Origin of the sequence: Streptococcus sp. HMSC071H03 (genome assembly GCF_001813035.1) — a bacterium.
Taxonomy (GTDB): domain Bacteria; phylum Bacillota; class Bacilli; order Lactobacillales; family Streptococcaceae; genus Streptococcus; species Streptococcus anginosus.
The window spans coordinates 121289-142821 of record NZ_KV811169.1 but is presented as its reverse complement, the minus strand read 5'-3'; the positions used below and the strand labels follow the sequence as shown (position 1 = coordinate 142821).

Genomic DNA, 21533 nt, shown 5'->3' with positions numbered 1-21533 from the left:
GTTTGTTCCAACTGACTGATATTGATAAAGACCGCTGCATATTTGACATTGGTTTCCAAATTTGGGATTTTCACTTCAAATAAAATCATCCGATAGGTTTCTTGTCGACCATAATTGCTTTTAACCTGGACTTGCCGAATGCGATCCAATTGCTTGCTATTAAAGGAAAGTTTATTAAGTCCCAGAAAATTATTGCTTGTAATGATTGGCTTATAATTCTTATCAAATAAAATAACTTCCGTATTGGCACTGACATTTGGTTTATCAGTAAGCTCTTTGTCACCCGTGTCGGTTTTAGGCTCTCCGTTGTCTGACTTCTGTTCCATCCCCACTCTCCGAGCGAGCGCCAAATTGATGACAGAAGCGGAATCCTGACTGAGACTTTTCAAGTTATTATCGACCGTTGTATAAAGGCTTGAGCGCATCACCTGAATGATAATCAAAGTCATGGCTGAGAAAATGAGAGTAAAAATACCAAAATTGCGAATGAAATAAGAAAAATCATCCGCATACCATGTTTTTTTAAGTTTATTCAGCATCTTTTAAAATATATCCGACACTACGAAGCGTTTGAAGATTGTTCGCAAAGGTCGTCCCTTTCAATTTTTTCCGGATTTTTGAGACATAAACTTCTACAACTGAAATCGTTGTATCACTATCAAATCCCCACAAGCGATCGAAAATCTGTGTCTTAGGCAAAATAACATTTTGATTTTGCAAGAAATACACCAGCAAGTCAAATTCTTTTCCGAGCAATTCTACTTCATTTCCGTCTACAAGTGTAGTGTTTGTTGATAAATTAACAGTGACATCGCCATAAGAAAGGGTGTTTTCATTGAACTTGCCAGAACGCTTCAAGAGAGCTTGAATCCGCATTTTTAATTCTTCCAGATAAAATGGTTTGGTCAAATAATCGTCAGCTCCCAGTTCAAAACCATGTCCTTTATCATTCAAACTTTCTTTGGCTGTCATAATCAAAACAGGTGTGGTAACGCCTTTTTCACGCAATTCTTTCAATACTTGGAAACCGTCTTTTTCTGGCAACATCAAATCAAGCAAGATAAGGTCGTACACGCCACTCTCAGCCTCGTACAATCCTTCCTCACCGTCAAAAACTTGCATGACATCTGCAAAATCATCCAAAAAATCAAATACCGAATTAGATAGACCGAGGTCGTCTTCCACTAATAGAATCTTAATCATATGCTTTTCCTTCTAAAATACGAGTTTGGGACAAAAGTCTCCAGTTTCAAAATTCGTTATGCACTAAACTAACGATGCAGTAGCTGATTGCTCAAAACAGTACTTTGAGGCTTAAGGGGATAAGGCCACGAACTCAAAAATATTTTGAATGTTCAGTTCTGCCCGCTCCCTTCATCGTGAACTAAGTAATGCTTTCGCATTGTCTTGCCAAAAATCAATCTACTGACTTTCTATTATTCTGATTCTATTATATCATGACTTCCTCTGAAATATTAAGAATTTGTTGTATTTGAATCATTATTTTCTGTCGTGCTACTATTCTTATCTGATTTGGTTGAACCGTCAGCATTTGATGGAGCTTTTTTCTTTGAGTTATTACTGTTTCCTGAGCCATTTTGACTATTATTATTGTCACTTTGGTCGCCATTTTGTTGGGGTGGCATGCCATTTGGACCACCTTGGTTATTTCCGTTTTGTCCACCTGGAGGCATTCCCGGACCACCTTGATTTTGGTTTCCCTGTTGCTGGTTATTCTGTGCCTGAGTTGTCGTACTTGTCTGTACTTTTGCTTGCTGATTGAGTGCATTTGTCGCCAAAGAAGCAATACCTAGCCCACCGAGAAGACCAACAGCAAGTGACCCGCTTGCTACAACAGTCATCCACCATTTCGTACTTTTTTCAACCATGATCATCTTCTCTTTCTTACTTGTGTTCTCTTGTTTCATTTTTGTCAAATTCCTTCTTTCTATTTTTAAGCGATCAGAGATTGCATTCCAAAGAGTATTGCCACAATACCTCCCTTGATGCCAAGATTTATCAGACAAACAAATTTAACTTTGACTTTCTCATCTCATCACGTCCTTTCTTTTGAATGGAACTATCATATCTACATTTTCTTAAAAGTGACTGAATTTTTTCTTAAAAGAAACTAAAAATAAAGACAGAAAATAGTAAAATGACACACAAAATATAAAAAAACTAAATCAGATTGTTCCAATTTAGTTTAGAAGATTATCTCATAAAATTTGTCCTAGAAAAAGTTTCTTTTCTCAAAAGAGTGACCTAATTTTCATTTTGTCTTCAAGCAATGCTGCTATTTCTTTCGGTTTTTCCATATACAATGAATGACTACAGCTAGTCATTTCTATGAGGTTTAGAAAGTTCGGGATGGTCTGTATAGCCCTCTTTTTCCAAATTGGTGTTTCCTTGTTTATTTCTGGAATGAACAAAATTACATTTTTATTTTTCAAAAAGGACAAATTTCTAAAAGCTTGCCGTCTTATTGTCAATAAATGAGTCATTAACTTTTCAGATAAGCTTAAATACCAATGTTTTTGAACTTTATCAAAAACAAAACTTTCTTTTGCCGCCCTCTCCAAATTTTCTGACCATACAGCAGAGCTTTGTTTTTCAGTTATAGCAGCTTTCTTTAGGCTCTCATAAACATTCGTTTGAAGATAATTCAGAGAATCTTCAATTTCTACATTCAAAGGGCAAATTTTATCCATATTAATGTATCCACCATCTAATAAGACGAGATGCGTAATTTTATCATAGACACTTGTTAGATAAACTGCTAAATCTGCTCCCAAAGAATGGGCTATTAACAGAATATCGTCATCCATATCAACTTGTGCCATAAACCAATCTTTCAACGCCTGTAATGAAATCAGTTGCTCTTCCAACCTAGAATCATAAATATCTAGATAAGTAACTGGAAAAGACAGTGCATTAAAAAAGTCCTGGGGATAATAGCAATTGCAGCCTAGTCCTCCAATAAAATAAGCCTTCATATTCTTATCCTTTCAGTCAGATGTTTCCAAAACAAACTTTACTTTTATATTTTATTGAGAATAACAAGCAAATATTGAACTCAAAAAACACAAAAGCCCTTCAACAATAAGGACTTTTGAGGGCACATTATGTCCCCTGCCGGAATCGAACCAGCAACTACTCCTTAGGAGGGAGTTGTTATATCCATTGAACTAAGGGGACTAGAGAAAAACTCTGCCAAGTGACAGAGTTAATTCCACATTAACGGCGAATTTCTTTGATACGCGCTGCTTTACCTTGCAATGCACGAAGGTAATACAATTTCGCACGACGTACTTTACCGTAACGAACAACTTCAATCTTTTCAACACGTGGTGTGTGAAGTGGGAAGATACGTTCAACACCTACACCGTTAGAAATTTTACGAACAGTATAGTTTTCTGAAATACCAGCACCTTTACGAGCGATAACCACACCTTCGAAGATTTGGATACGTTCGCGATTTCCTTCGACAACTTTCGCGTGAACACGAACAGTGTCACCAGGACGGAATGCAGGAATATCAGTACGAAGTTGACCTTCAGTCAAACTTTGGATTAATGGATTCATTTTTCTTCTCCTATCTTACTAATCTTACGATTCAAGACCACAGCGGATTAGTCGTTTTCTAGTGCTTCCATTGCGCACTAACTAATATCATAACAAATTTTGTAATAATTGTAAATGCCTTATTTGGATTATTTTTTCCATTTTAGTAGAATTATTGAAGAACCAATGAAGCTGCTCCAATGACTCCTGCATCATTTCCAAGCGTTGCAAGTGCCAGTTTTGTCGAAGTACGCACTTGTGGGAAAGAATTTTCTTCATAAACCTTACGAACACCGTCTAGTAAAAATTCTCCTGCAGCAGAGACGCCACCACCGATGACAATCGTTGACGGATTTAAGATAGATCCAATGTTGGCACAAGCAATACCAAGATAACGTGCAAAATTGCGATAAACAATGAGAGCTAATTCATCACCAGCTTTAGCCAAATCAAAGACAATTTTTGCATTAACGTCTTCGCCATTATCAATCAGTTTTTTCAGCTCTGCATCACCAGCATATTCATCAGCGTAGCGACGCGTTAAATTAACAATACCTGTTGCAGAAGCTACGGTTTCTAAGCAACCTTTTTTACCACAAGTACAGAGAATCGGCTGATCAAAATCAACTGTGATATGCCCCAATTCTCCGGCTGCTCCAGCTACCCCATGCAGTAATTTTCCTTCCGCAACAATACCACCACCGACACCTGTTCCAAGTGTCATAAAGACAACATCTGGTTGGTTTTCACCAGCACCTTTCCAACGTTCACCAAGAGCAGCTACATTTGCGTCATTATCAATAAAGAAAGGAATGCCAGTCGCTTTCTCAATTTTTTCCTTTACAGGTTGCAGAGTTTTCCAGTTGAGATTGTAAGCTCCGACAACCGTTCCTTTTTCACGATCCACAACACCAGGTGAGCCCATGCCGATTCCGATGAAATCTTCTGCCCCAAGTCCCAATAGTCGCAAGCGATGATTGATAGATTCAATCATATCATCAACAATATGACTACCTTCATCTAAAATGTTTGTCTTAATAGACCATTTTTCTTGAACTTCTCCCTCTTGGGTCAGAATCGCAAACTTCACAGATGTACCACCTAAATCAATTCCAATAATTTTTTTAGACATGCTACTCTCCTCTAATAATTTTTTTCATTCTTATTATATCAGATTTTTTACGAATTGAAAAGGTTTGCATAGAACTTGAATAGGTTTGAACGACTTGTGCTGCTCTATGCTCTCATTTTACAAGACAAATAAAAAATTGTACAATAACGATGGATGATACTAGTATTCATTTTACCTATAGTTAAAACTGTCCAACTCATTGATCAAAAAGGAGACATCATGCTGAATTTACAACACTTGGAGCAACTCATTGTTTTCTCACAGGAGGGAACCTTGTCTAAGGCAGCTGAAGTCCTACTCATCTCTCAGCCATCCTTAACTCGAAATATGCAAATGCTGGAAGATGAATTGGGAGTTACTCTTTTTGAGCGAAGAAAAAAATAAATTAAGTTTCATGGAAACCGGTCATCAAACTGTTAAACTAGCCAAAAAATTTCTGAAACAAAAACAAAAATTTCTCGATGATGTACAACATTTTGCATTAAAAGAAAGTACTATTTTTGGTGGTGTTAATGCACCGGGAGCCATCTTTGAACCGGAAAGTCGTATGAAAGAAAAAGGCTTGGAGCAACACATTCAAATTGAACAAAAGACGAATGAGGAATTAGAAAAATCTCTGGATGACGAAAACGTTCACTTCATTGTAACAGACTATCCTATCAAAAAAGAGCATATTCTTTCCACGGGTCTTTTCATGGAGCAACTTTACTTATCCGTTCCCTTGACTCACCCGTATGCCACACGAAAAGAGATAAAGCTTGCAGAATTGGCTAATTTGACTATGCTGCTGCGCTCGGATCTAGGTATTTGGCAGCCATTAGTCAATCAACTGACGCAAACAAAGTTTATTGTTCAAAAAGATTGGGCAGCCTTTGTTGAGTTGGTAAATGCTTCTGCGACTTTCTACATTTCCGTTTTGAAGAAGAATAAAGCTATTTTACAGGAGTTGGTGAAAACTAAATAGTCCATGCTCATGAAAAAAACAAGATATATTCACTATAAAATAAGATTATTAATCAACTCAATATCGTTCTAATATTAAAACTGAATAAGATGAAAAAGCCCAACTCAATCAAAATAAAAAGTTAGGCTTTTTTCTTGGTACTATTGTTACTATTGTATTGTAAGATAAGGCTATCAGTTAAAATACTTGCCCTTTATATACAGACCTATCACCAAAATATTTTCTAATAGAAATATCAAATATGATTAATTTAACATATTTGTTTGGAAATAACAATGCAATAATTGGTAAGATAAAATAGCTAGCAAGAACAAATAGACTAAATTTTGGAGTTAACATTAGATAACCTTTCAAAAATTATAATAAAGCATTCTTTACATCAGATTACTTACATATATAATAATCTTCCTCAAGCGAAAATCAAGCAATTATACCCAATTGTTATTAAAATGTTATCTGAATGAAAACCAGCATAGTTATTTTCTGAAATCAAACGAAAATCCTGTTTTCATTTTCTCCCCAGAAATCCTAAAAAGAGATCTACTGTGCTGGCTTCTTGATGATTAAAGAAAAGGCTGGTTTGGGTATCCATACTTGCAATCTTTGCCATATCTTCTGCACTGAGTTCAAAGTCAAAAACATCAATATTTTCCTTCATTCGCTCAAAACGTGAAGACTTAGTCAAGCAAACAATTCCCCGTTGAACTTGCCAGCGAACCATGACTTGTGCAGTGGATTTACCATGTTTATCAGCAATACTTTTGAGAATTGGATTGTTGAAAATGTCACCACGACCTTCTGCAAAAGTAGCCCAAGATTCAATTTGCACCTTATTTTTTATCATATTTTCTTGTGCGAATATCTGTTGATTCAGTGGGTGAGTTTCCACTTGATTGACTTGTGGTGTAATCTCATTGAAAGCTACAATGTCGCTGAGACGATCTGGATAGAAATTAGACACACCAATCGCTCGAAGTTTTCCTTCTTTGTAAAGTTTTTCCAAAGCACGGTAGGCACCATAATAGTCACCAAAAGGTTGGTGGAGCAACATAAGATCCAGATAATCTAACTCCATTCTGTCAAGAGATTCTAAAACCGAGGCATAAGCCTTGTCGTATCCATAGTTGGATAGCCAGACTTTACTAGTGATGAAAAACTCTTTGCGGTCAATCCCAGACTCTCGAATCGCCTCACCTACTTCCTGTTCATTGGCATAGGCTTGAGCAGTATCAAAATGACGATAACCTGCCTTGATAGCATTTAGTACAGCTCTTTTGGTATCTTTGGGAGCAATTTGGTACACTCCAAAACCTAAAATTGGAATTTCTACACCGTTGTTTAAGGTTATATTTTGCATGTAATTTCCTCTTTTCACAATTTTTATTATAAGTATAACGCTCTTTTCAGAAAAAGTACAATAGCAAAATTGCAGAGCAGTATGCAAAAAATGAATAGCAAATTATCGTCCGATTCATAATTTATAACAACAAAAAGAGGAGATAGGATAGATGACCATGATTGTGTCAGCAGCCCTAGGCGTCTGTCCTACTCTTTCTCAATTTCTTTGATTTCGCTGGTTTTGTCTATCTACAAGGCGCTCTTGAACTAAGGAGACAACCTCATCATTGGTTGGCAAGTCCGAGTGCTGGGCATCCGCACCTGTGACTGTGGTTTCAGTATAGTGCGCCGCTTGTCCTTGATAAATATATTTCCCTGCACTCACGCTCGTATCTGGTACCAATTCGTCTGAATCATAAGTAATGGTTCCTGCAACAGAATACATAGCTAAAGTAGTCGGAATATTTTCGCGATTTTTAATGAAATCAGCTAACATCTCAGTTTTGTTGTTGATATTGGTTTCAGTAAAGTTATAAGGCGTTCCGATTGTCATCAATTTCTTCAATTCCACATCATAGCTGCCGAGGTAATTTTCAATAAAAGCTGTGTAAATTAAACCACCGTTTGAGTGACCCAAACCCTTAAAATTATTGAAATTGTATTTTCCTTGGAGATTTTCAAAGGCAGCGTCAACCATTTTGGCTTGTTTTTTGATGTTACTATAGCCATCTTTATTATTTTCAAAACCAATCACAATAATTGGCTCATTATCATTCGCTGCGATAGATCCGCTATATGTAATTCGTCCGTCATTCCAGACTTTAACTTTGAGCAAGCTATGCTTCACGCCACGACGTCTTTGATTGAGCTTTTGAACCAAGCCGTCAAATCGGTTCTCCGTAGCAGAACTACCTGGTATCATAATGATTGGCGACATCCGAGCATTATAAAATTTAGCAATTTGATCAATGTTTTTTCTCGTCCAACTATAAGAGGGAACTGCTAGTCCTATCAAAAAAATTAGAACAGTCAGCAGCACTATTTTTATCTTTTTAGTCATGTTCGCCTCCTTTCTGATCCATTTGTCTGAGTTCCTCATGAATCCGGTCATTAAATCTCACAAAGGGGATATAAATAAGAACATCGATAATAAAAATGAAAATTCCTACTGCTAATGCTCGCAAACTTCCGCCTGTCCCAATAAAACACTTGGCGCTCCGCTAGGAACTGGATAAACAGCCGGAGGCATTATTCTAAAATATAGAAAAATACTAGCTACAAAGACATTCAGCATTGGTACGAGGATAAAAGGGATTAAAAATAGAAAGTTGAAAAATATAGGAATCCCAACCATAAAGGCTACACCATGGTTAAAAAGTGAAGGAAAAATACTTTTCAAACTCACATCTCGGTCTTTGTCACTCCGAGATTTCCAGAGAATAGCTACGAGAAGAGCTAAAACTCCGCCCAGTCCCGCAAATGTTCCATAAGCATCATACAGATTGGTCGTTGAAAAGAGATAAGGTACCCCTGTTGTAGTATGATGTTTCAAAGCATAATTAAGATTATCCAAGGCAAAGGAGTCATTGATAAATGGCAGGTCATTAAATGGATTACTATTTCCAATCCAAGCGCTAAAAGTCCGTAAGGCGGTATTCATTTCAATGACAAAGATATTATTTCGATTGACAATTAAGCCTGACAAAAAAGTTATAATTGTTGAAAAAACATTGTATCGATTGCCTAGATTAATGAGAAAACTAACCAAGGCAGCCAGAGCAAACGAGCAAAAGATAGGACACAACGTTTTAGGGTAATAAATAAAATGCTCATCTACAATGTGATCATCATTCGGACTTGAAAATCGAAAAATTTGTCCCACCACATAACCAATCAATATCGCAACAATTAGATTGATATTGACAGGAAGATTGATTTTCGTCAAAGCGCCGTCATTTAAAACCACCGAAAATAATTCGCGCGAATTAACTAATAAGCTAAAAATAAAGGCTGTAATCCCAGCTGTCCCCGTACTACGACCATAATAACCAGCTGTGTATTTTGCGCTAAAATAAGTCGCTAAAGGGCCCGCCATCCCACCTATCAAAGCAGTACAGTTTGTCAAAACCAATCCAATTGTCGAAAAATACGGAAACCAAGAGCGAACGCTGAATAGGTTGTTAATATAACCATTTACTGAAAAAACCGACTCTGACAAAACCATTGTTGTCGTTGTTAGCAAGAAAAAAGGAAAGAGCGATACCAATGTTTCTTGTGTAATTTTAATGAAACTCATTTGCCGAAAGGCAATCATTTTTTTTATTAAGTATTGATCTATACGACTTTTTCTGGTTAATTTATTGAACATCATATCTTGATTGTAGCATAGTTGAGACGACAATTCAATTAGACTAAGTAAAAATAACATGCTAAATATTTTGATGAATAACCATAGCAAATATTCAATAGTTTGTAAGTTAAATCTAAAAAAGCTCAGATGAAAATCCAAGCCTTAAAATATTTAAACTTACCCTAATTTTCTTGTAAGATATTTCTGTGATTGTGCGGAAAGAGCACTGATAATCGTTCCCACAGCCCCAGCACCTGTGAACAATAATAGCAAACCAAGATTTGTCCAATAAGAAATATGTACTTCATTGCCATTTAAGATATAATTTGTCAGATAAGTAAAAGCGGTAAAAACATCTGCTCTTTCTGCTTTTGCAAGCTGAATTGCATAGTCAAATTGGTGCGCAACCAACATCATGATAAGCATAAAAACAACACTAATCGCGATACCAACTTTAGACAACTTTTTACCTAACAATTCGTACCCTTTTACTGTACAAACTCCCATGACAATTCCTGAGACAACAGCTACATAACCAAGTTGAGCAATCACTAAGGTAACAATTCCCCCTATCAAGCTTCCCAGAAATGCCCCTACTGTACCTGCTAAGATACTTTCTTTTTGATGATCATAAGCTTGATTGGCGATAGACAAATCCGAACTTAATTCCTGAAAGGCTTCTGGTGAAAGAAGCAACAAATTTCCTCCTACCTGATAAACATCCACTTGCCCTGCTTTTCCGGTCTGCTCGCAAACATTCGTCAGATTTCTTTCTTTCAAGAACGCGATAATGTCTTGTAATCCCTGACGAATATGTTCACGTGTTTTTCCTTTAGTCATACCAGTTTTAATATAAAAAGTTGCTTTATATAAATTAACCTGATAAGTTTTCAAAGCCTTAGAAGATTTCGTCAATTCTTTGAATTCTTCCAAAGATGGTAATGCTTCACCATTTTTTACCGAACAACAAATACAGTATTGATTTTTTTGATTCGTTTGTTCAATATAGAAAGTATAACCATCTTTTTGACCAAAAATAACAGATGAAGTCTCATCAAATTGCAACCCTAACTCATCCGCAAGCGCCTGCAAATCAAGTTTATTCATAACCGTGCTCCTTTATATATTCTTTATTTATTATAGCATACATTTGAATAAATAGACAAGAGGAGATTTTTTGTAAAAATATTAAAAGAGGTTAGGACAAAAATTCCCAACCTAAAAAGTACACTATGTAATAAATCAACGACGCAGCGACTGATTGCTCAAAGTACTGCCTTGAGGTGGCAGATAGAGCTTTCCAAGCGGGTTCACTTTTCAAGCTCGGAAGAGCCACTTTTGGCGAAAACTTCGTTTTCCTTATCTGCCATCTCAATAGTTGCTCAGACTATTGAGCAACCTTACGAAGGTAGGATTACGAACTAAATTTTCGTTTCATTAGTTCTGTTCCACCCTCTTCACTCTCTTCTCATTTTTCTACTCGAACGCCTCGGCAATCAACCTGAAGCTCAAAAACTTGTCCTTTAAATTGTTGATCTTCTATTTTCTCTTTTATCATATTCGACTGGTCTTTTGGTGCTAGAACCATCACAGTAGGTCCTGCTCCTGATAGATAAGTCGCATACGCACCGTTTTTCTTTGCTAGCATCTTGATTTTTGGAAATTCCTTAATCAAACCTTGGCGAAAATGCTCATGAAAACGGTCGGACTCAATAGCACGCCCTGCTGTTACCATATCGCCCTTCATTAAAGCGGCAATAGCCACATTCGCTACAGAGCTTGCAGTGACAGCTTCACGATAAGATAAACCTTTTGGAAGAACGCCACGGCTGTCTTTAGTACGCAATTCATAATTTGGAACATAGGCAATAAAGCTTACTTCTGGAAATTCCGTCACTACAGTTGAAACTTTCTCGTTTAAATAACTAGAAATCGTCAAATTACCATAAATAGCAGGTGCTACATTATCTGGATGTCCCTCAATTTTCGTCGCAAAATTCAATTTTTCAGCATTTGACAACTGCAAATTTGCCAATTGATTTGCAAGTTCAATCCCTGCAACAATAACGGAACTAGAAGAACCCAGACCACGCGCTAAAGGAATATCACTTGTCATTTTTAAATGATGAGGTTGAATAGCTGGAGCAATTCTGCGCGCCACTTTAATCAATAAATTCCGTTCGTTAGAAGGAATACGCCGCTCCAAATCATGCTCAATCAGCCAATGGTCGCTTTCTCCCAAAACTTCAATGGTTAGATATTTACTGACAGCTACACCAACCGAGTCAAATCCCGGACCAATATTCGCGCTCGTTGCAGGTACAATAATTTTCATTTTATTCTCCTAATACTTTGAAGGTGTTCAATAATTTAAAATCAGAAGTTGCCTGCAATTTTCGAGTGACATTTTCTAGCTGCGTTTTGTTGACAGCATGGGTAATAATCACAACACGTGCAGTATTTCCGTCTGTTCCTTGTTGCAGAATTTGCTTAAAGGAGACATTTTCAGCATTAAAAATTTCTGCTAAGCGTAAAACTTGTCCTTTCGCATCAGGTGCTAATATCGAAAAGTAATACGGGCTCTTACGATCTTCTGGTTTAGCCAGAACTAATTCACGCTGAAACTCATTAAAGGCTTTTCCAACAGTTCCTTCGTTAATCCGTCGAACAATCCGAATAATATCTGCGACAACACTTGTTGCAGTGGGTTTTTGTCCCGCACCTGGACCGTAATACATCGACTCACCAATACCGATAGAGTCTACAAAGATTGCATTCATCACGCCATTCACACTAGCAAGAGGATGAGTTTTTGGTAAAAAGGTCGGTGTGACTTCTGCAGCGAGACCTGATTTTGTTTCTTCAATAGAACCAACTAATTTGACAACATAGCCTAATTGCTGCGCAACCGCTACATCTTCTGGTGTAATATTGCGAATGCCTTGGTGGGCGACATCTTCAAATTTAACCGTCATTCCAAAGGCAAATTGACTCAAAATAACCATTTTATATGCAGCATCAATCCCATCCACATCATTGGTTGGGTCACTTTCTGCAAATCCAAGTCGTTGTGCTTCAGCAAGTGCCGCCTCATAAGACCAGCCCTCTTCTACCATTTTGGTCATCATGAAGTTGGATGTCCCATTGACCACACCAAGAATACGTGTAATTTTATCAGAAGCTAGGGAATTAACAAGCGTGCGTAAAATCGGAATTCCTCCCGCTACTGCCGCTTCATAGTAAAGAGCTACCTTGTGTTTTGCAGCAATCTCAAGCAACTCAGCGCCATGAACTGCCAGCAAGTCTTTATTTGCAGTGATAACATGCTTACCTGCCTCTAGCGCTTGAGTGATGAAAGTTTTTGCAGGTTCAATACGCCCCATCAATTCAACGACAATCGTTACTTCATTATCATTTAAAATTTCATCAATCGTCGTGACAAAATTAAAATGATTTCCTGCTGCTAACAAGCATTCTTTTTCAGCATCATCTTTTACCAATACTTTCGCAATTTCAATTTCTGAATGAGCTGCTTGCACAATCTTTTCACTATTTTCTTTCAATAAAAATGGAACACCACTAGCAACTGTCCCAAAACCAAGTAAAGCAATTTTAATAGACATGACTACTCCTTGAGATTTTATGCTTTTTATTATAGCAAATAAACTTGTTTTTTTCTAGTAAGCAGACTTTAGGATTTTTATAAAATAATAGAAATCTATTTTAAAAAATTGTGAACGGTTAGTCAGAAATATGGTAAAATATACATAGTGATTTAAAAGTAAAAGGAGTTCCACATAATGGGAAAACATTCTGGTAATCGTTCTGTACGAAATCGTATTCGTAAGAGGAGACAACGACGTGCTATTATAAGCTTCATCTTATTGGTTGTTCTGGTTATTGCAGGAACATTTATGTGGAAACGCTCTGGAACAAATCTGGCTAATAACCATACCAGAACTGCCACTTCAAAAGTGAGCAAATCTTCTACTTCTCAAGCAACTACTGAAGAAACATCTGGATCTAGTGAAAAAGTAAGCAAAGTGAAATGGATAAAGCAAGATCAGCCTGTTAAATTCCCTATTTTGATGTACCATGCGATTCACAATATGGATCCTTCTGAAGCAGCAAATGCTGGTTTGATTGTCTCGCCTGAAACGTTTGAAAGTCATTTGAAAGCTCTAAAAGACGCTGGCTATTATACTCTCACGCCAAAGGAAGCCTATAAAGTTTTGACTGAAAATGTCCTTCCGAAAAATAAAAAAGTCGTTTGGTTGACCTTTGATGATAGTTTGAGAGATTTTTACACCAATGCTTTCCCACTTCTTCAAAAATACCAAATGCGGGCAACCAATAATGTCATTACTGGTTTTGTCGAAAATGGACGCGAGGATATACTGACGCTTGCGCAAATCAAGGAAATGAAGCAAAAGGGAATGTCTTTTGAAGATCATACCGTTAATCATCCGGATTTATCCCTTTCAAGTGCAGAAACACAAACGACAGAATTGCAAGCTTCTAAGCAATATCTAGACAGCAACCTGTCACAAAACACAACGACGGTTGCTTATCCTTCTGGACGTTATAGTGAAACAACGACACAGATTGCTGAAAGCCTCGGCTATAAAATGGGGTTAACAACCAACAATGGACTAGCTTCTCTTAATGACGGACTTCTAACCCTCAACCGTGTCCGTGTCAATCCAACCACAACTGCCCAAGACTTATTAAACGAAATTACCACAAACTGAAAAATAGGACTTAGCTCAAAAATGAGCAAGTCCTATTCTTTTTTCTTTTGTGCTAATTTTTCACGTTCCAAGCGAAGCTTTCGGTTCGGATTGAGTTTGTTAAAAAGTTTTTCAAGCTTTTTTTCATTCCAAACGTCAGCTGCAGAAACGAAATTGCCATTTTCATCGCGAAAGGATATTGGTTTATCACCCATGATATCACTCCTTTTTAGTCTACAAATTCAAATTCAAACTTGCCGATGCGAACTAAGTCACCATCCTTAGCACCACGCGCCCGCAATGCTTCGTCTACCCCCATACCACGTAGTTGCCGTGCAAATTTCATGACAGCTTCCTCACGGTCAAAGTTTGTCATGGTAAAGAGTTTTTCCAACTTATCACCAGATAAAACCCAGGCAGCGTCATCATCGCGTGAAATTTCAAAGGCTGGAGCATCTTCATCAAAGCCATAATAGGCTTCCTCTTCCATTTCAGACTCATCATAAAGCAGAAATTCAGGTGTTTTATCAAGCAATTCTGCAGTTGCATCCAAAAGCGTTGACAAGCCTTGTTTCGTCAAACTTGAAATTGGAAAAATCTGTGGCAGTTCATCAAATTCATCATAATTTGCTACTAATTTTTCTTTAAAGACTTTTAGATTCTCTGCACTTTCAGGCATGTCCATTTTATTAGCAACAATAATCTGTGGACGTTCCATTAAGCGAAGATTGTAGGATTCCAATTCCTTATTGATAGCAAGATAATCTTCGTAAGGATCACGACCTTCGCTAGCTGACATATCAATGACATGCAAGATGACACGAGTTCGCTCAATATGGCGAAGAAATTGTGTCCCAAGTCCTACACCTTGGCTAGCTCCTTCAATCAAGCCAGGCAGGTCTGCCACAGCAAAGGATTCACCGGACTGTGTCCGAACCATTCCAAGATTAGGTACAATGGTCGTGAAATGATAAGCGCCAATTTTCGGTTTAGCAGAAGTGATAACACTCAAAAGAGTGGATTTTCCAACAGACGGAAATCCGACCAAACCAACATCTGCCAAAATTTTCAGCTCCAACTGGAGTTCACGTTCTTGACCCGGTTCACCATTTTCAGAAATTTCTGGAGCTGGATTTTTAGGCGTTGCAAAGCGAATATTGCCACGACCTCCACGACCGCCGTGAGCTACGACGAACCTTTGCCCATTTTCAATCAAGTCTGTCAGGATTTTCCCTGTTTCAGCATCACGAACAGTTGTTCCTTGTGGTACATGAACTATGAGGTCTTCTGCTCCACGACCGTGCATTCCCTTAGTCATTCCCTTCTCACCAGATTGAGCCTTAAAATGACGATTGTAACGAAAATCCATCAGGGTACGAAGTCCTTCATCTACGACAAAAATGACGTTGCCACCACGACCGCCGTCGCCACCCCAAGGACCGCCATTTGGGACATACTTTTCACGGCGGAAAGCCACCATGCCATCACCGCCATTACCAGCCTTGACTTTAATCTTGGCTGTATCTAAAAACATACTCATATTTTTCTCTTCTCTCGTTTTTCACTCTAAAAAAACGCTCTTTCAAGCGTTTGAGGATTAGAAATTACTCAAAGCACCAAGTGCACTTGCAAAAATTGCTCCGACTGTTACCAATAACATGATAACAACGACAATCAAAGTCAATTTTTCAAATCCTGTTTTTTTACGTTGTCCATTATCACCAAAAGCCACAATATTACCTCTATGTATTTAATTTGTTCTCTTAATTGTAACATGAAGAAGATAGTTTTTCAAATGATAGCTGAAATAAAAAGATTACAACTGAAAATCCCCACAAAGTAAAAATCCAACAGGCTTCCTGCTGGATTTCAATGTCAATCAGCGTAACCGTTTGGATGTGTCGAATGCCATTTCCAAGCTGTCTCGATAATCATCTCCGAAAATAGCAATTTTTTAATAGGTTATTTCACTAGACCAATCGATTCAATAAAACGCATAAAGGCGATTTGACCTTCTTTTGTGTACTTGTAAACACCTGCATCTTCCAAGACACGTTTGAAAATCTGACCAACCGAAGCACGCACGATTGTCTGAACTGATTCTGCTGTTATATCTGAATGGCTAGTTTTTAACTGCTCAGCCCACGCTTGATGATAAGGAGCCACTTCTTTTCTTTGTCCCAAAAGAAATTCTTCAACTTCTTTTATCTCATTTTTCAAACGAGGTGGGAGAATTGCCAAGCCCATGACCTCAATCAAACCGATATTTTCTTTCTTGATGTGTTGAACATCTTTATGCGGATGATAAATACCATCTGGATATTCTTTTGACGTTTGATTGTCCCGAAGAACCAAATCTAACTCAAACTTACCATTTTTTTGACGTGCTATTGGAGTAACCGTATGATGTAGTTCACCATTTGACTCAGCTACAATCTGAACAGTCGGATCGGAGTAACTGCGCCATTTCTGTAAAATTTTATCCGCCAAATCTACCAATGCGAATTTATCAGTTGATTGCAACCTTAAAACCGACATGGGCCAGTTGACAATACCAGCTTCTACATTTTCAAAACCTGCAAAAGTGAAAGTGTTGTCCAGCTCTGCCTTTTCCATAGGAAAAGTATGTCGTCCACCTTGATAATGGTCATGAGTGAGAATGGAGCCTCCTACGATAGGAAGGTCAGCATTGGAGCCCGCAAAATAACCCGGAAAAGTCTCTACAATATCCAAAAGACGCGCAAAAGTAGCACGACTGATAGCCATAGGAGTATGTTTGCTATCTAAAAAGATACAATGCTCATTAAAATATGCATAGGGCGAATACTGAAAGCCCCATTCTCGCCCGGCTAAATCAAAGCGGATAATTCGATGATTCACTCGCGCTGGATGATCTAGTCGCCCTTGATACCCTTCATTTTCAAAACAAAGCTGGCAGGCTGGATAGTGGCTCGTCTTGGCTTTCTTAACTGCTGCAATTTCCTTGGGATCTTTTTCTGGCTTAGAAAGATTGATTGTAATCTCCAAATCACCATATTCAGTCGGTGTTTGATAGGCAATGTTTTTAGAAATGGCTTTGACCTTGATATAATCATTACGCTTACTAAGCTCATAAAAATCAGCAATAGCCCGCTTGGGATCTTGTTCATAAGTCTTCCAAAATTGCTGATTGAGCTGACTGGGTGCTGGCGTGACTAAATTCATCAACTCTGCCCCAAGAATATCCTGTTCTGCGAGAGTTGAGCCGATTTTTCCAACTGCTAAAGCAACTTCTAGTAAATCATCTTTGAGATCAATTAAGCTGGTTGCTGCTGTCTCTTGCTTTGCAGCTTCTTCTCCAACCAGACTCATGACGCGATTTGCTAGATAAATCCGGTCGATTTCTGTAAAAGAGCTATTTGCTATGACCTCCGTTACAAAGGCATTCAGTAAATTTCGTGCCATTGATTTTCCTTTCTTTTATAGAAAGGGCTGAAATTCTCGTCAGCCCTCATTACTATTATGTAAAACGCTTGCTTAATCCAATACGCGACTGCCACCAGCAATTTCAGCAATATAGAAGCTCGATGCATAACCTACGACTTCTTCATATTTTTGACCAACATTTTTTTGAAAAGCTTCCACTGCGTCTTTACGAACCAAAGCAATGGCACAACCGCCAAATCCTGCTCCTGTCATGCGAGCGCCCAGCACTCCTTCTTGCTCCCATGCAGTATGAGCCAAGGTATCCAACTCTAATCCTGTGACTTCATAATCATGTTCAAGTGAGACATGAGATGCATTCATTAAGCGACCGAATTTTTCCAGATTGCCAGCTTGCAAAGTAGCTTGAGCTTGAAGTGTCCGTTGATTTTCCAACACAGCGTGACGAGCACGTTTAAGTCGATTTTCATCTTGAATTAAGTAGCTGTATTCATCAAAATCCCACTCATTTAATTCACCCAAGGTTGCAATAGAGAGTTTTTGTTTTAATTCCTCGACTGCTTTTTCACACTCTGCACGACGTTCATTGTATTTGGAGTCTGCTAGTTCACGACGCTTGTTTGTATTCATGATAACAACCACATTGTCTTTGAGATCAAGCGGTACCAAGTCGTATTCGAGCGTGTTCGTATCTAAGTAAATTGCCCGTTGATCCGCTCCCATACCAATGGCAAACTGATCCATGATACCAGAATTAACACCGATAAATTCATTCTCTGTTTGTTTACCAATTTTTACTAAATCTAAACGTCCCAATTTTAAATCAAACAATTTCTCTGCAATAATTCCTGTCAATAGCTCTAAAGAGGCAGATGAAGAGAGACCTGAACCATTTGGAATATTCCCAAAGATATAGACGTCCATTCCTTTGTCAATGACATACCCCGCTTTTTGCAAGAAATGAAGTACCCCTTTTGGATAATTGGTCCAATTATGCTCTTTTTCAAAACGAAGATTTTCTAAAGGCACCTCAATAATCTCTTTGTCTTCAAAGTTCGCTGAATAAAAACGAAGTAAATTATCGTCACGCTTGCGCGCCGCTCCGTAAGTTCCCAGCGAAATAGCCGCAGGAAAAACGTGACCACCATTGTAGTCTGTATGCTCACCAATCAGGTTAATGCGTCCCGGTGAAAAAAATGTGTGATCTGCTTCTGCCCCAAAAATTGTTGCAAAGTTTGAACGCAATTGTTGAATAGAAAGAGTTGTTGACATAAAAAGTCTCCTTTTGTTTTGTTAGGTCTTGTAACCGTTTTATCATCTTTATTATAAAACATCATTAGTAAATTTTCAAGTATTTTAGTAAATTTTTACCAAAATTTTATTAACCAAGTTGTAAGAAATAATACTCGTCAATCTTTCATACTAAACTTTAGGAAATTTACTAAATATTTTTGTATTTTACTAATTTTTAAGATATAATAGACATATTCTTTAAAGAAATTAGGAAACAATCATGGCAACGATTAAAGATATTGCAAAAAGTGCTGGTGTCTCTCCAGCAACTGTATCACGCGTTTTAAATCACGACCAATCCATGTCTGTGAGTGATGAGACACGCCAAAAGATATTTGATATTGCAGAAGAATTAGAATATAAAAAGACAAAGCGAAGAGACAAACGATATTCCCAAAACCGCAGAATTGCGATCGTAGAATGGTACACAGAAGAGGAGGAACTAGACGACCTCTACTACTATGCCATTCGTCTTGGGGTAGAGAAAAAAGCCCAAGAATTGGGCTATGATGTTATGCGCTTTTTCAATAATGAAACATTAAATCAGCTTGAGCAAATTGACGGTATTATTGCGATTGGAAAATTCAGCCCTCAAAAGATAAAGGAGCTGGAACTCTACACAGAACAACTTGTTTTTATTGATAGCAATACGCTTGCCTATGGACATAGCTGCGTCACGACAGATTTTGAAAATTCCGTTACAACTGTTCTGAACCACTTTTTAGAAAGGGGACACCGACAAATTGGGCTGCTAGTTGGGCAAGAACAAACTTCTGACAAAACTACTATCCTATCTGATCCACGCTTGGTAACCTTTAAAAATTATCTAACTGAAAAACAACTTTATCAAGAAACATACGTCAAAATAGGAAACTTTTCATCTGAATCAGGTTATTCTATGATGAAAGAATTGATTGCAAATTTAGGTGACCAACTTCCAACTGCATTTTTCATGGCAAGTGACGCCTTAGCTGTTGGCGCCCTTCGAGCACTTCAAGAAGCGGACATCCCTGTACCAGATCGTGTTAGTTTGATTGCTTTTAACGATACATCTATTGCTAAGTACGTCTATCCACCACTCAGCACGGTTACTGTCTTTACAGAGGAAATGGGCAGACAAGGTTTGCAACTGCTGCACGAGGAATTTCAACATCCTGGCTCGACCATTCCACGTATGGTAACACTTGCCACCAAACTGACCCTTAGAAAGAGCAGCTTATAGAAATGAAAACATACGAAATTTTATTTGACATTTTAAGTCGAGAATCTGACTATATCAGCGGTGAAAAATTGGCACAAGACTTAGGAATTTCACGCACTTCTATCTGGAAAGCTATTCAACATTTGGAAAAAGAAGGCGTTCATGTTGAATCGATAAAAAATAAAGGCTATAAGCTCCTTTCAGGTGATTTATTGATTGCTAAAAAAATCGAAGAAACTGCTCCTATTCAAGTTTCCTTCAATCCAAACTGCCAATCCACTCAGTTAGATGCCAAAGCTGGTATTGAAGCTGGCAATCCTGCCAACACCCTCTATTTGGCTTCTTCTCAATCAGCTGGTCGTGGACGCTTTAGCAGAAATTATTTTGCCCCAGATCAAGGCGGGATTTATATGACGCTTCACTTGAAGCCCAATCTGCCTTTCCCACAAATTCCCGCCTATACTATCTTGACTGCTGGAGCCATTTACAAGGCTATTAAAGACCTCACTTTAATGGAAATGGACATTAAATGGGTCAATGACATTTACTACAAGGGCAAGAAAATAGCCGGCATTTTAACCGAAGCTATTACTTCTGTCGAGACGGGCTTAGTCACTGATGTGATTATTGGAGTGGGCATCAATTTCGCAATCTCTGATTTTCCGAAAGAGTTAAAAAATAAGGCTGCCTCTCTCTTCCACGAAAAGCAACCTATCACACGCAATGAACTTATTGCTGAAATTTGGAAAAATTTCTATGAATGTGAGCCAGACGAGCTGATTTACCTTTACAAACAACACTCCCTTGTCTTAGGTCGGACGGTCACTTTTTGCCAAAATGACAAAGACTACAAAGGAGTTGCCAAGGAAATATCAGATACCGGGCAGCTATTGATCCAATTAGATACCGGACAAGAAATGTGGCTAAACAGCGGTGAAGTTTCTTTAACAAGTTGGTAAATAAAAGAAGGAGATAAATTGAATAAACATCAACTTGTCTCCTTCTTTTTTCGGCACAAAATCAATGACCTTTGTGCTTTTCTTTGCGTTTTTGCTGTTTTAATTGGAATTTTCTATTTTGCATATATTCTTTTTGAGCTTTCAATCTGGAACGTTTAGCTTGTTTATCTAACTCTTGTTGCAGTTTTAGTGCATCTTGTGATTTCGTTGAACGTTTTTCACGCTTCATTTCTTTTTTTGCTAATCGCTGCAACCGTTTAGGATTTGCACAATGTCTTTTTTTCTTTACTGCAACAGCCGAGCTAAATTGTAATTGCGAAAACCTCCGATTGACAAATTCTAAAACCTCGTTCATTTGGGGCTCAACTCCAAATGTCACCCGACAAACGGACAAACCTTGAGCATTTTCTTGCTCAAATAGGCCATAATAAAAGCCATTTTCAAAGTATATGGTCAATTCTAATGAAACATGTTCCATACAGCATCCTCCTTAAATACATTACAAAGAAGGGACAACCAAGGAGGAGGGTTACTGATAGTCGTGACCTACTTCAATTGTCATTAGAAAAACAAATCTAG

Annotated in this window: 21 protein-coding genes, 1 tRNA gene and 2 pseudogenes; 5 read left to right on the top strand and 19 right to left on the bottom strand. The window is 38.0% G+C overall.

Features of this window, described 5'->3' with window-relative positions:
- The 7 genes and pseudogenes from HMPREF2887_RS07890 to HMPREF2887_RS07860 all read right to left on the bottom strand — a co-directional run.
- A pseudogene (locus tag HMPREF2887_RS07890) lies at positions 1-539 on the bottom strand (sensor histidine kinase); the annotation flags it as partial.
- On the bottom strand, positions 529-1203 hold the full coding sequence (locus tag HMPREF2887_RS07885; RefSeq protein WP_003024352.1) for a response regulator transcription factor: 675 nt from the start codon (positions 1201-1203) through the stop codon (positions 529-531). The pseudogene HMPREF2887_RS07890 and the gene HMPREF2887_RS07885, both read right to left, overlap by 11 nt.
- Before the next feature lie 272 nt (positions 1204-1475).
- Positions 1476-1928: a hypothetical protein gene (locus HMPREF2887_RS07880; protein WP_021001738.1), complete on the bottom strand. Its 453-nt coding sequence runs from the start codon at positions 1926-1928 to the stop codon at positions 1476-1478.
- A gap of 324 nt (positions 1929-2252) precedes the next feature.
- Positions 2253-2996, bottom strand: a complete 744-nt coding sequence (locus HMPREF2887_RS07875) for an alpha/beta fold hydrolase (protein WP_003024349.1) — start codon at positions 2994-2996, stop codon at positions 2253-2255.
- 130 nt (positions 2997-3126) lie between these two features.
- A tRNA-Arg gene (locus HMPREF2887_RS07870) sits at positions 3127-3198 on the bottom strand.
- Between the two features lie 39 nt (positions 3199-3237).
- On the bottom strand, positions 3238-3585 hold the full coding sequence (rplS, locus tag HMPREF2887_RS07865) for a 50S ribosomal protein L19 (protein ID WP_003024326.1): 348 nt from the start codon (positions 3583-3585) through the stop codon (positions 3238-3240).
- 151 nt (positions 3586-3736) lie between these two features.
- On the bottom strand, positions 3737-4696 hold the full coding sequence (locus HMPREF2887_RS07860) for an ROK family glucokinase (protein ID WP_021001748.1): 960 nt from the start codon (positions 4694-4696) through the stop codon (positions 3737-3739).
- Positions 4697-4915: 219 nt separating this feature from the next.
- Here HMPREF2887_RS07860 and HMPREF2887_RS10590 point away from each other — a divergent pair, with 219 nt between their 5' ends.
- Together HMPREF2887_RS10590 and HMPREF2887_RS10285 are read left to right on the top strand one after the other, a co-directional pair.
- Complete coding sequence (locus HMPREF2887_RS10590) at positions 4916-5080, top strand: helix-turn-helix domain-containing protein (RefSeq protein ID WP_235044308.1); 165 nt, start codon at positions 4916-4918, stop codon at positions 5078-5080.
- Positions 5061-5660 carry a LysR family transcriptional regulator substrate-binding protein gene (locus tag HMPREF2887_RS10285; protein ID WP_235044309.1) on the top strand — a complete coding sequence of 200 codons (600 nt, stop codon included), beginning with the start codon at positions 5061-5063 and terminating at the stop codon, positions 5658-5660. The genes HMPREF2887_RS10590 and HMPREF2887_RS10285 overlap by 20 nt, the downstream gene beginning before the upstream one ends.
- 508 nt (positions 5661-6168) lie before the next feature.
- Here HMPREF2887_RS10285 and HMPREF2887_RS07845 read toward each other — a convergent pair.
- From HMPREF2887_RS07845 to HMPREF2887_RS07820, 6 genes and pseudogenes are all read right to left on the bottom strand, one after another.
- The gene (locus HMPREF2887_RS07845; RefSeq protein WP_021001750.1) at positions 6169-7017 is read right to left on the bottom strand and encodes an aldo/keto reductase; all 849 of its coding nucleotides are present in this window, start codon (positions 7015-7017) and stop codon (positions 6169-6171) included.
- Between the two features lie 198 nt (positions 7018-7215).
- On the bottom strand, positions 7216-8058 hold the full coding sequence (locus HMPREF2887_RS07840) for an alpha/beta hydrolase (RefSeq protein ID WP_021001751.1): 843 nt from the start codon (positions 8056-8058) through the stop codon (positions 7216-7218).
- Positions 8051-9369: pseudogene (locus HMPREF2887_RS07835) on the bottom strand (PTS sugar transporter subunit IIC). Before HMPREF2887_RS07835 ends, HMPREF2887_RS07840 begins: the two are co-directional and overlap by 8 nt.
- A gap of 156 nt (positions 9370-9525) precedes the next feature.
- Positions 9526-10455: a hypothetical protein gene (locus HMPREF2887_RS07830; protein ID WP_021001753.1), complete on the bottom strand. Its 930-nt coding sequence runs from the start codon at positions 10453-10455 to the stop codon at positions 9526-9528.
- A gap of 361 nt (positions 10456-10816) precedes the next feature.
- The gene (gene thrB, locus HMPREF2887_RS07825) at positions 10817-11683 is read right to left on the bottom strand and encodes a homoserine kinase (RefSeq protein ID WP_057489683.1); all 867 of its coding nucleotides are present in this window, start codon (positions 11681-11683) and stop codon (positions 10817-10819) included.
- A 1-nt stretch (position 11684) separates the two neighbouring features.
- Entirely contained in the window at positions 11685-12971 is a 1287-nt protein-coding gene (locus HMPREF2887_RS07820) for a homoserine dehydrogenase (protein ID WP_003024279.1), read from the bottom strand.
- A gap of 177 nt (positions 12972-13148) precedes the next feature.
- Between HMPREF2887_RS07820 and HMPREF2887_RS07815 the strand changes: the two genes are divergently transcribed.
- A complete protein-coding gene (locus HMPREF2887_RS07815) occupies positions 13149-14099 on the top strand; it encodes a polysaccharide deacetylase family protein (RefSeq protein WP_003024277.1) in 951 nt (316 codons plus the stop codon).
- 32 nt (positions 14100-14131) lie between these two features.
- Here HMPREF2887_RS07815 and HMPREF2887_RS10170 read toward each other — a convergent pair whose 3' ends face one another.
- From HMPREF2887_RS10170 to HMPREF2887_RS07795, 5 genes are all read right to left on the bottom strand, one after another.
- The gene (locus HMPREF2887_RS10170) at positions 14132-14293 is read right to left on the bottom strand and encodes a hypothetical protein (protein ID WP_003024275.1); all 162 of its coding nucleotides are present in this window, start codon (positions 14291-14293) and stop codon (positions 14132-14134) included.
- A gap of 14 nt (positions 14294-14307) precedes the next feature.
- On the bottom strand, positions 14308-15618 hold the full coding sequence (gene obgE, locus HMPREF2887_RS07810) for a GTPase ObgE (RefSeq protein ID WP_057489684.1): 1311 nt from the start codon (positions 15616-15618) through the stop codon (positions 14308-14310).
- 57 nt (positions 15619-15675) lie between these two features.
- On the bottom strand, positions 15676-15810 hold the full coding sequence (locus HMPREF2887_RS07805) for a DUF4044 domain-containing protein (protein ID WP_003024272.1): 135 nt from the start codon (positions 15808-15810) through the stop codon (positions 15676-15678).
- A gap of 230 nt (positions 15811-16040) precedes the next feature.
- Positions 16041-17522, bottom strand: a complete 1482-nt coding sequence (gene galT / locus HMPREF2887_RS07800) for a UDP-glucose--hexose-1-phosphate uridylyltransferase (protein WP_057489685.1) — start codon at positions 17520-17522, stop codon at positions 16041-16043.
- A gap of 72 nt (positions 17523-17594) precedes the next feature.
- Entirely contained in the window at positions 17595-18773 is a 1179-nt protein-coding gene (locus HMPREF2887_RS07795) for a galactokinase (RefSeq protein ID WP_057489686.1), read from the bottom strand.
- 241 nt (positions 18774-19014) lie between these two features.
- On the opposite strand from HMPREF2887_RS07795, the gene HMPREF2887_RS07790 reads away from it, so the two are divergent.
- The gene (locus HMPREF2887_RS07790; RefSeq protein WP_021001760.1) at positions 19015-20016 is read left to right on the top strand and encodes a LacI family DNA-binding transcriptional regulator; all 1002 of its coding nucleotides are present in this window, start codon (positions 19015-19017) and stop codon (positions 20014-20016) included.
- A gap of 2 nt (positions 20017-20018) precedes the next feature.
- The gene (gene birA, locus HMPREF2887_RS07785; RefSeq protein WP_021001761.1) at positions 20019-20954 is read left to right on the top strand and encodes a bifunctional biotin--[acetyl-CoA-carboxylase] ligase/biotin operon repressor BirA; all 936 of its coding nucleotides are present in this window, start codon (positions 20019-20021) and stop codon (positions 20952-20954) included.
- A gap of 61 nt (positions 20955-21015) precedes the next feature.
- Here birA and HMPREF2887_RS07780 read toward each other — a convergent pair whose 3' ends face one another.
- The gene (locus tag HMPREF2887_RS07780; RefSeq protein WP_021001762.1) at positions 21016-21432 is read right to left on the bottom strand and encodes a YjdF family protein; all 417 of its coding nucleotides are present in this window, start codon (positions 21430-21432) and stop codon (positions 21016-21018) included.
- Positions 21433-21533: the final 101 nt, after the last annotated feature.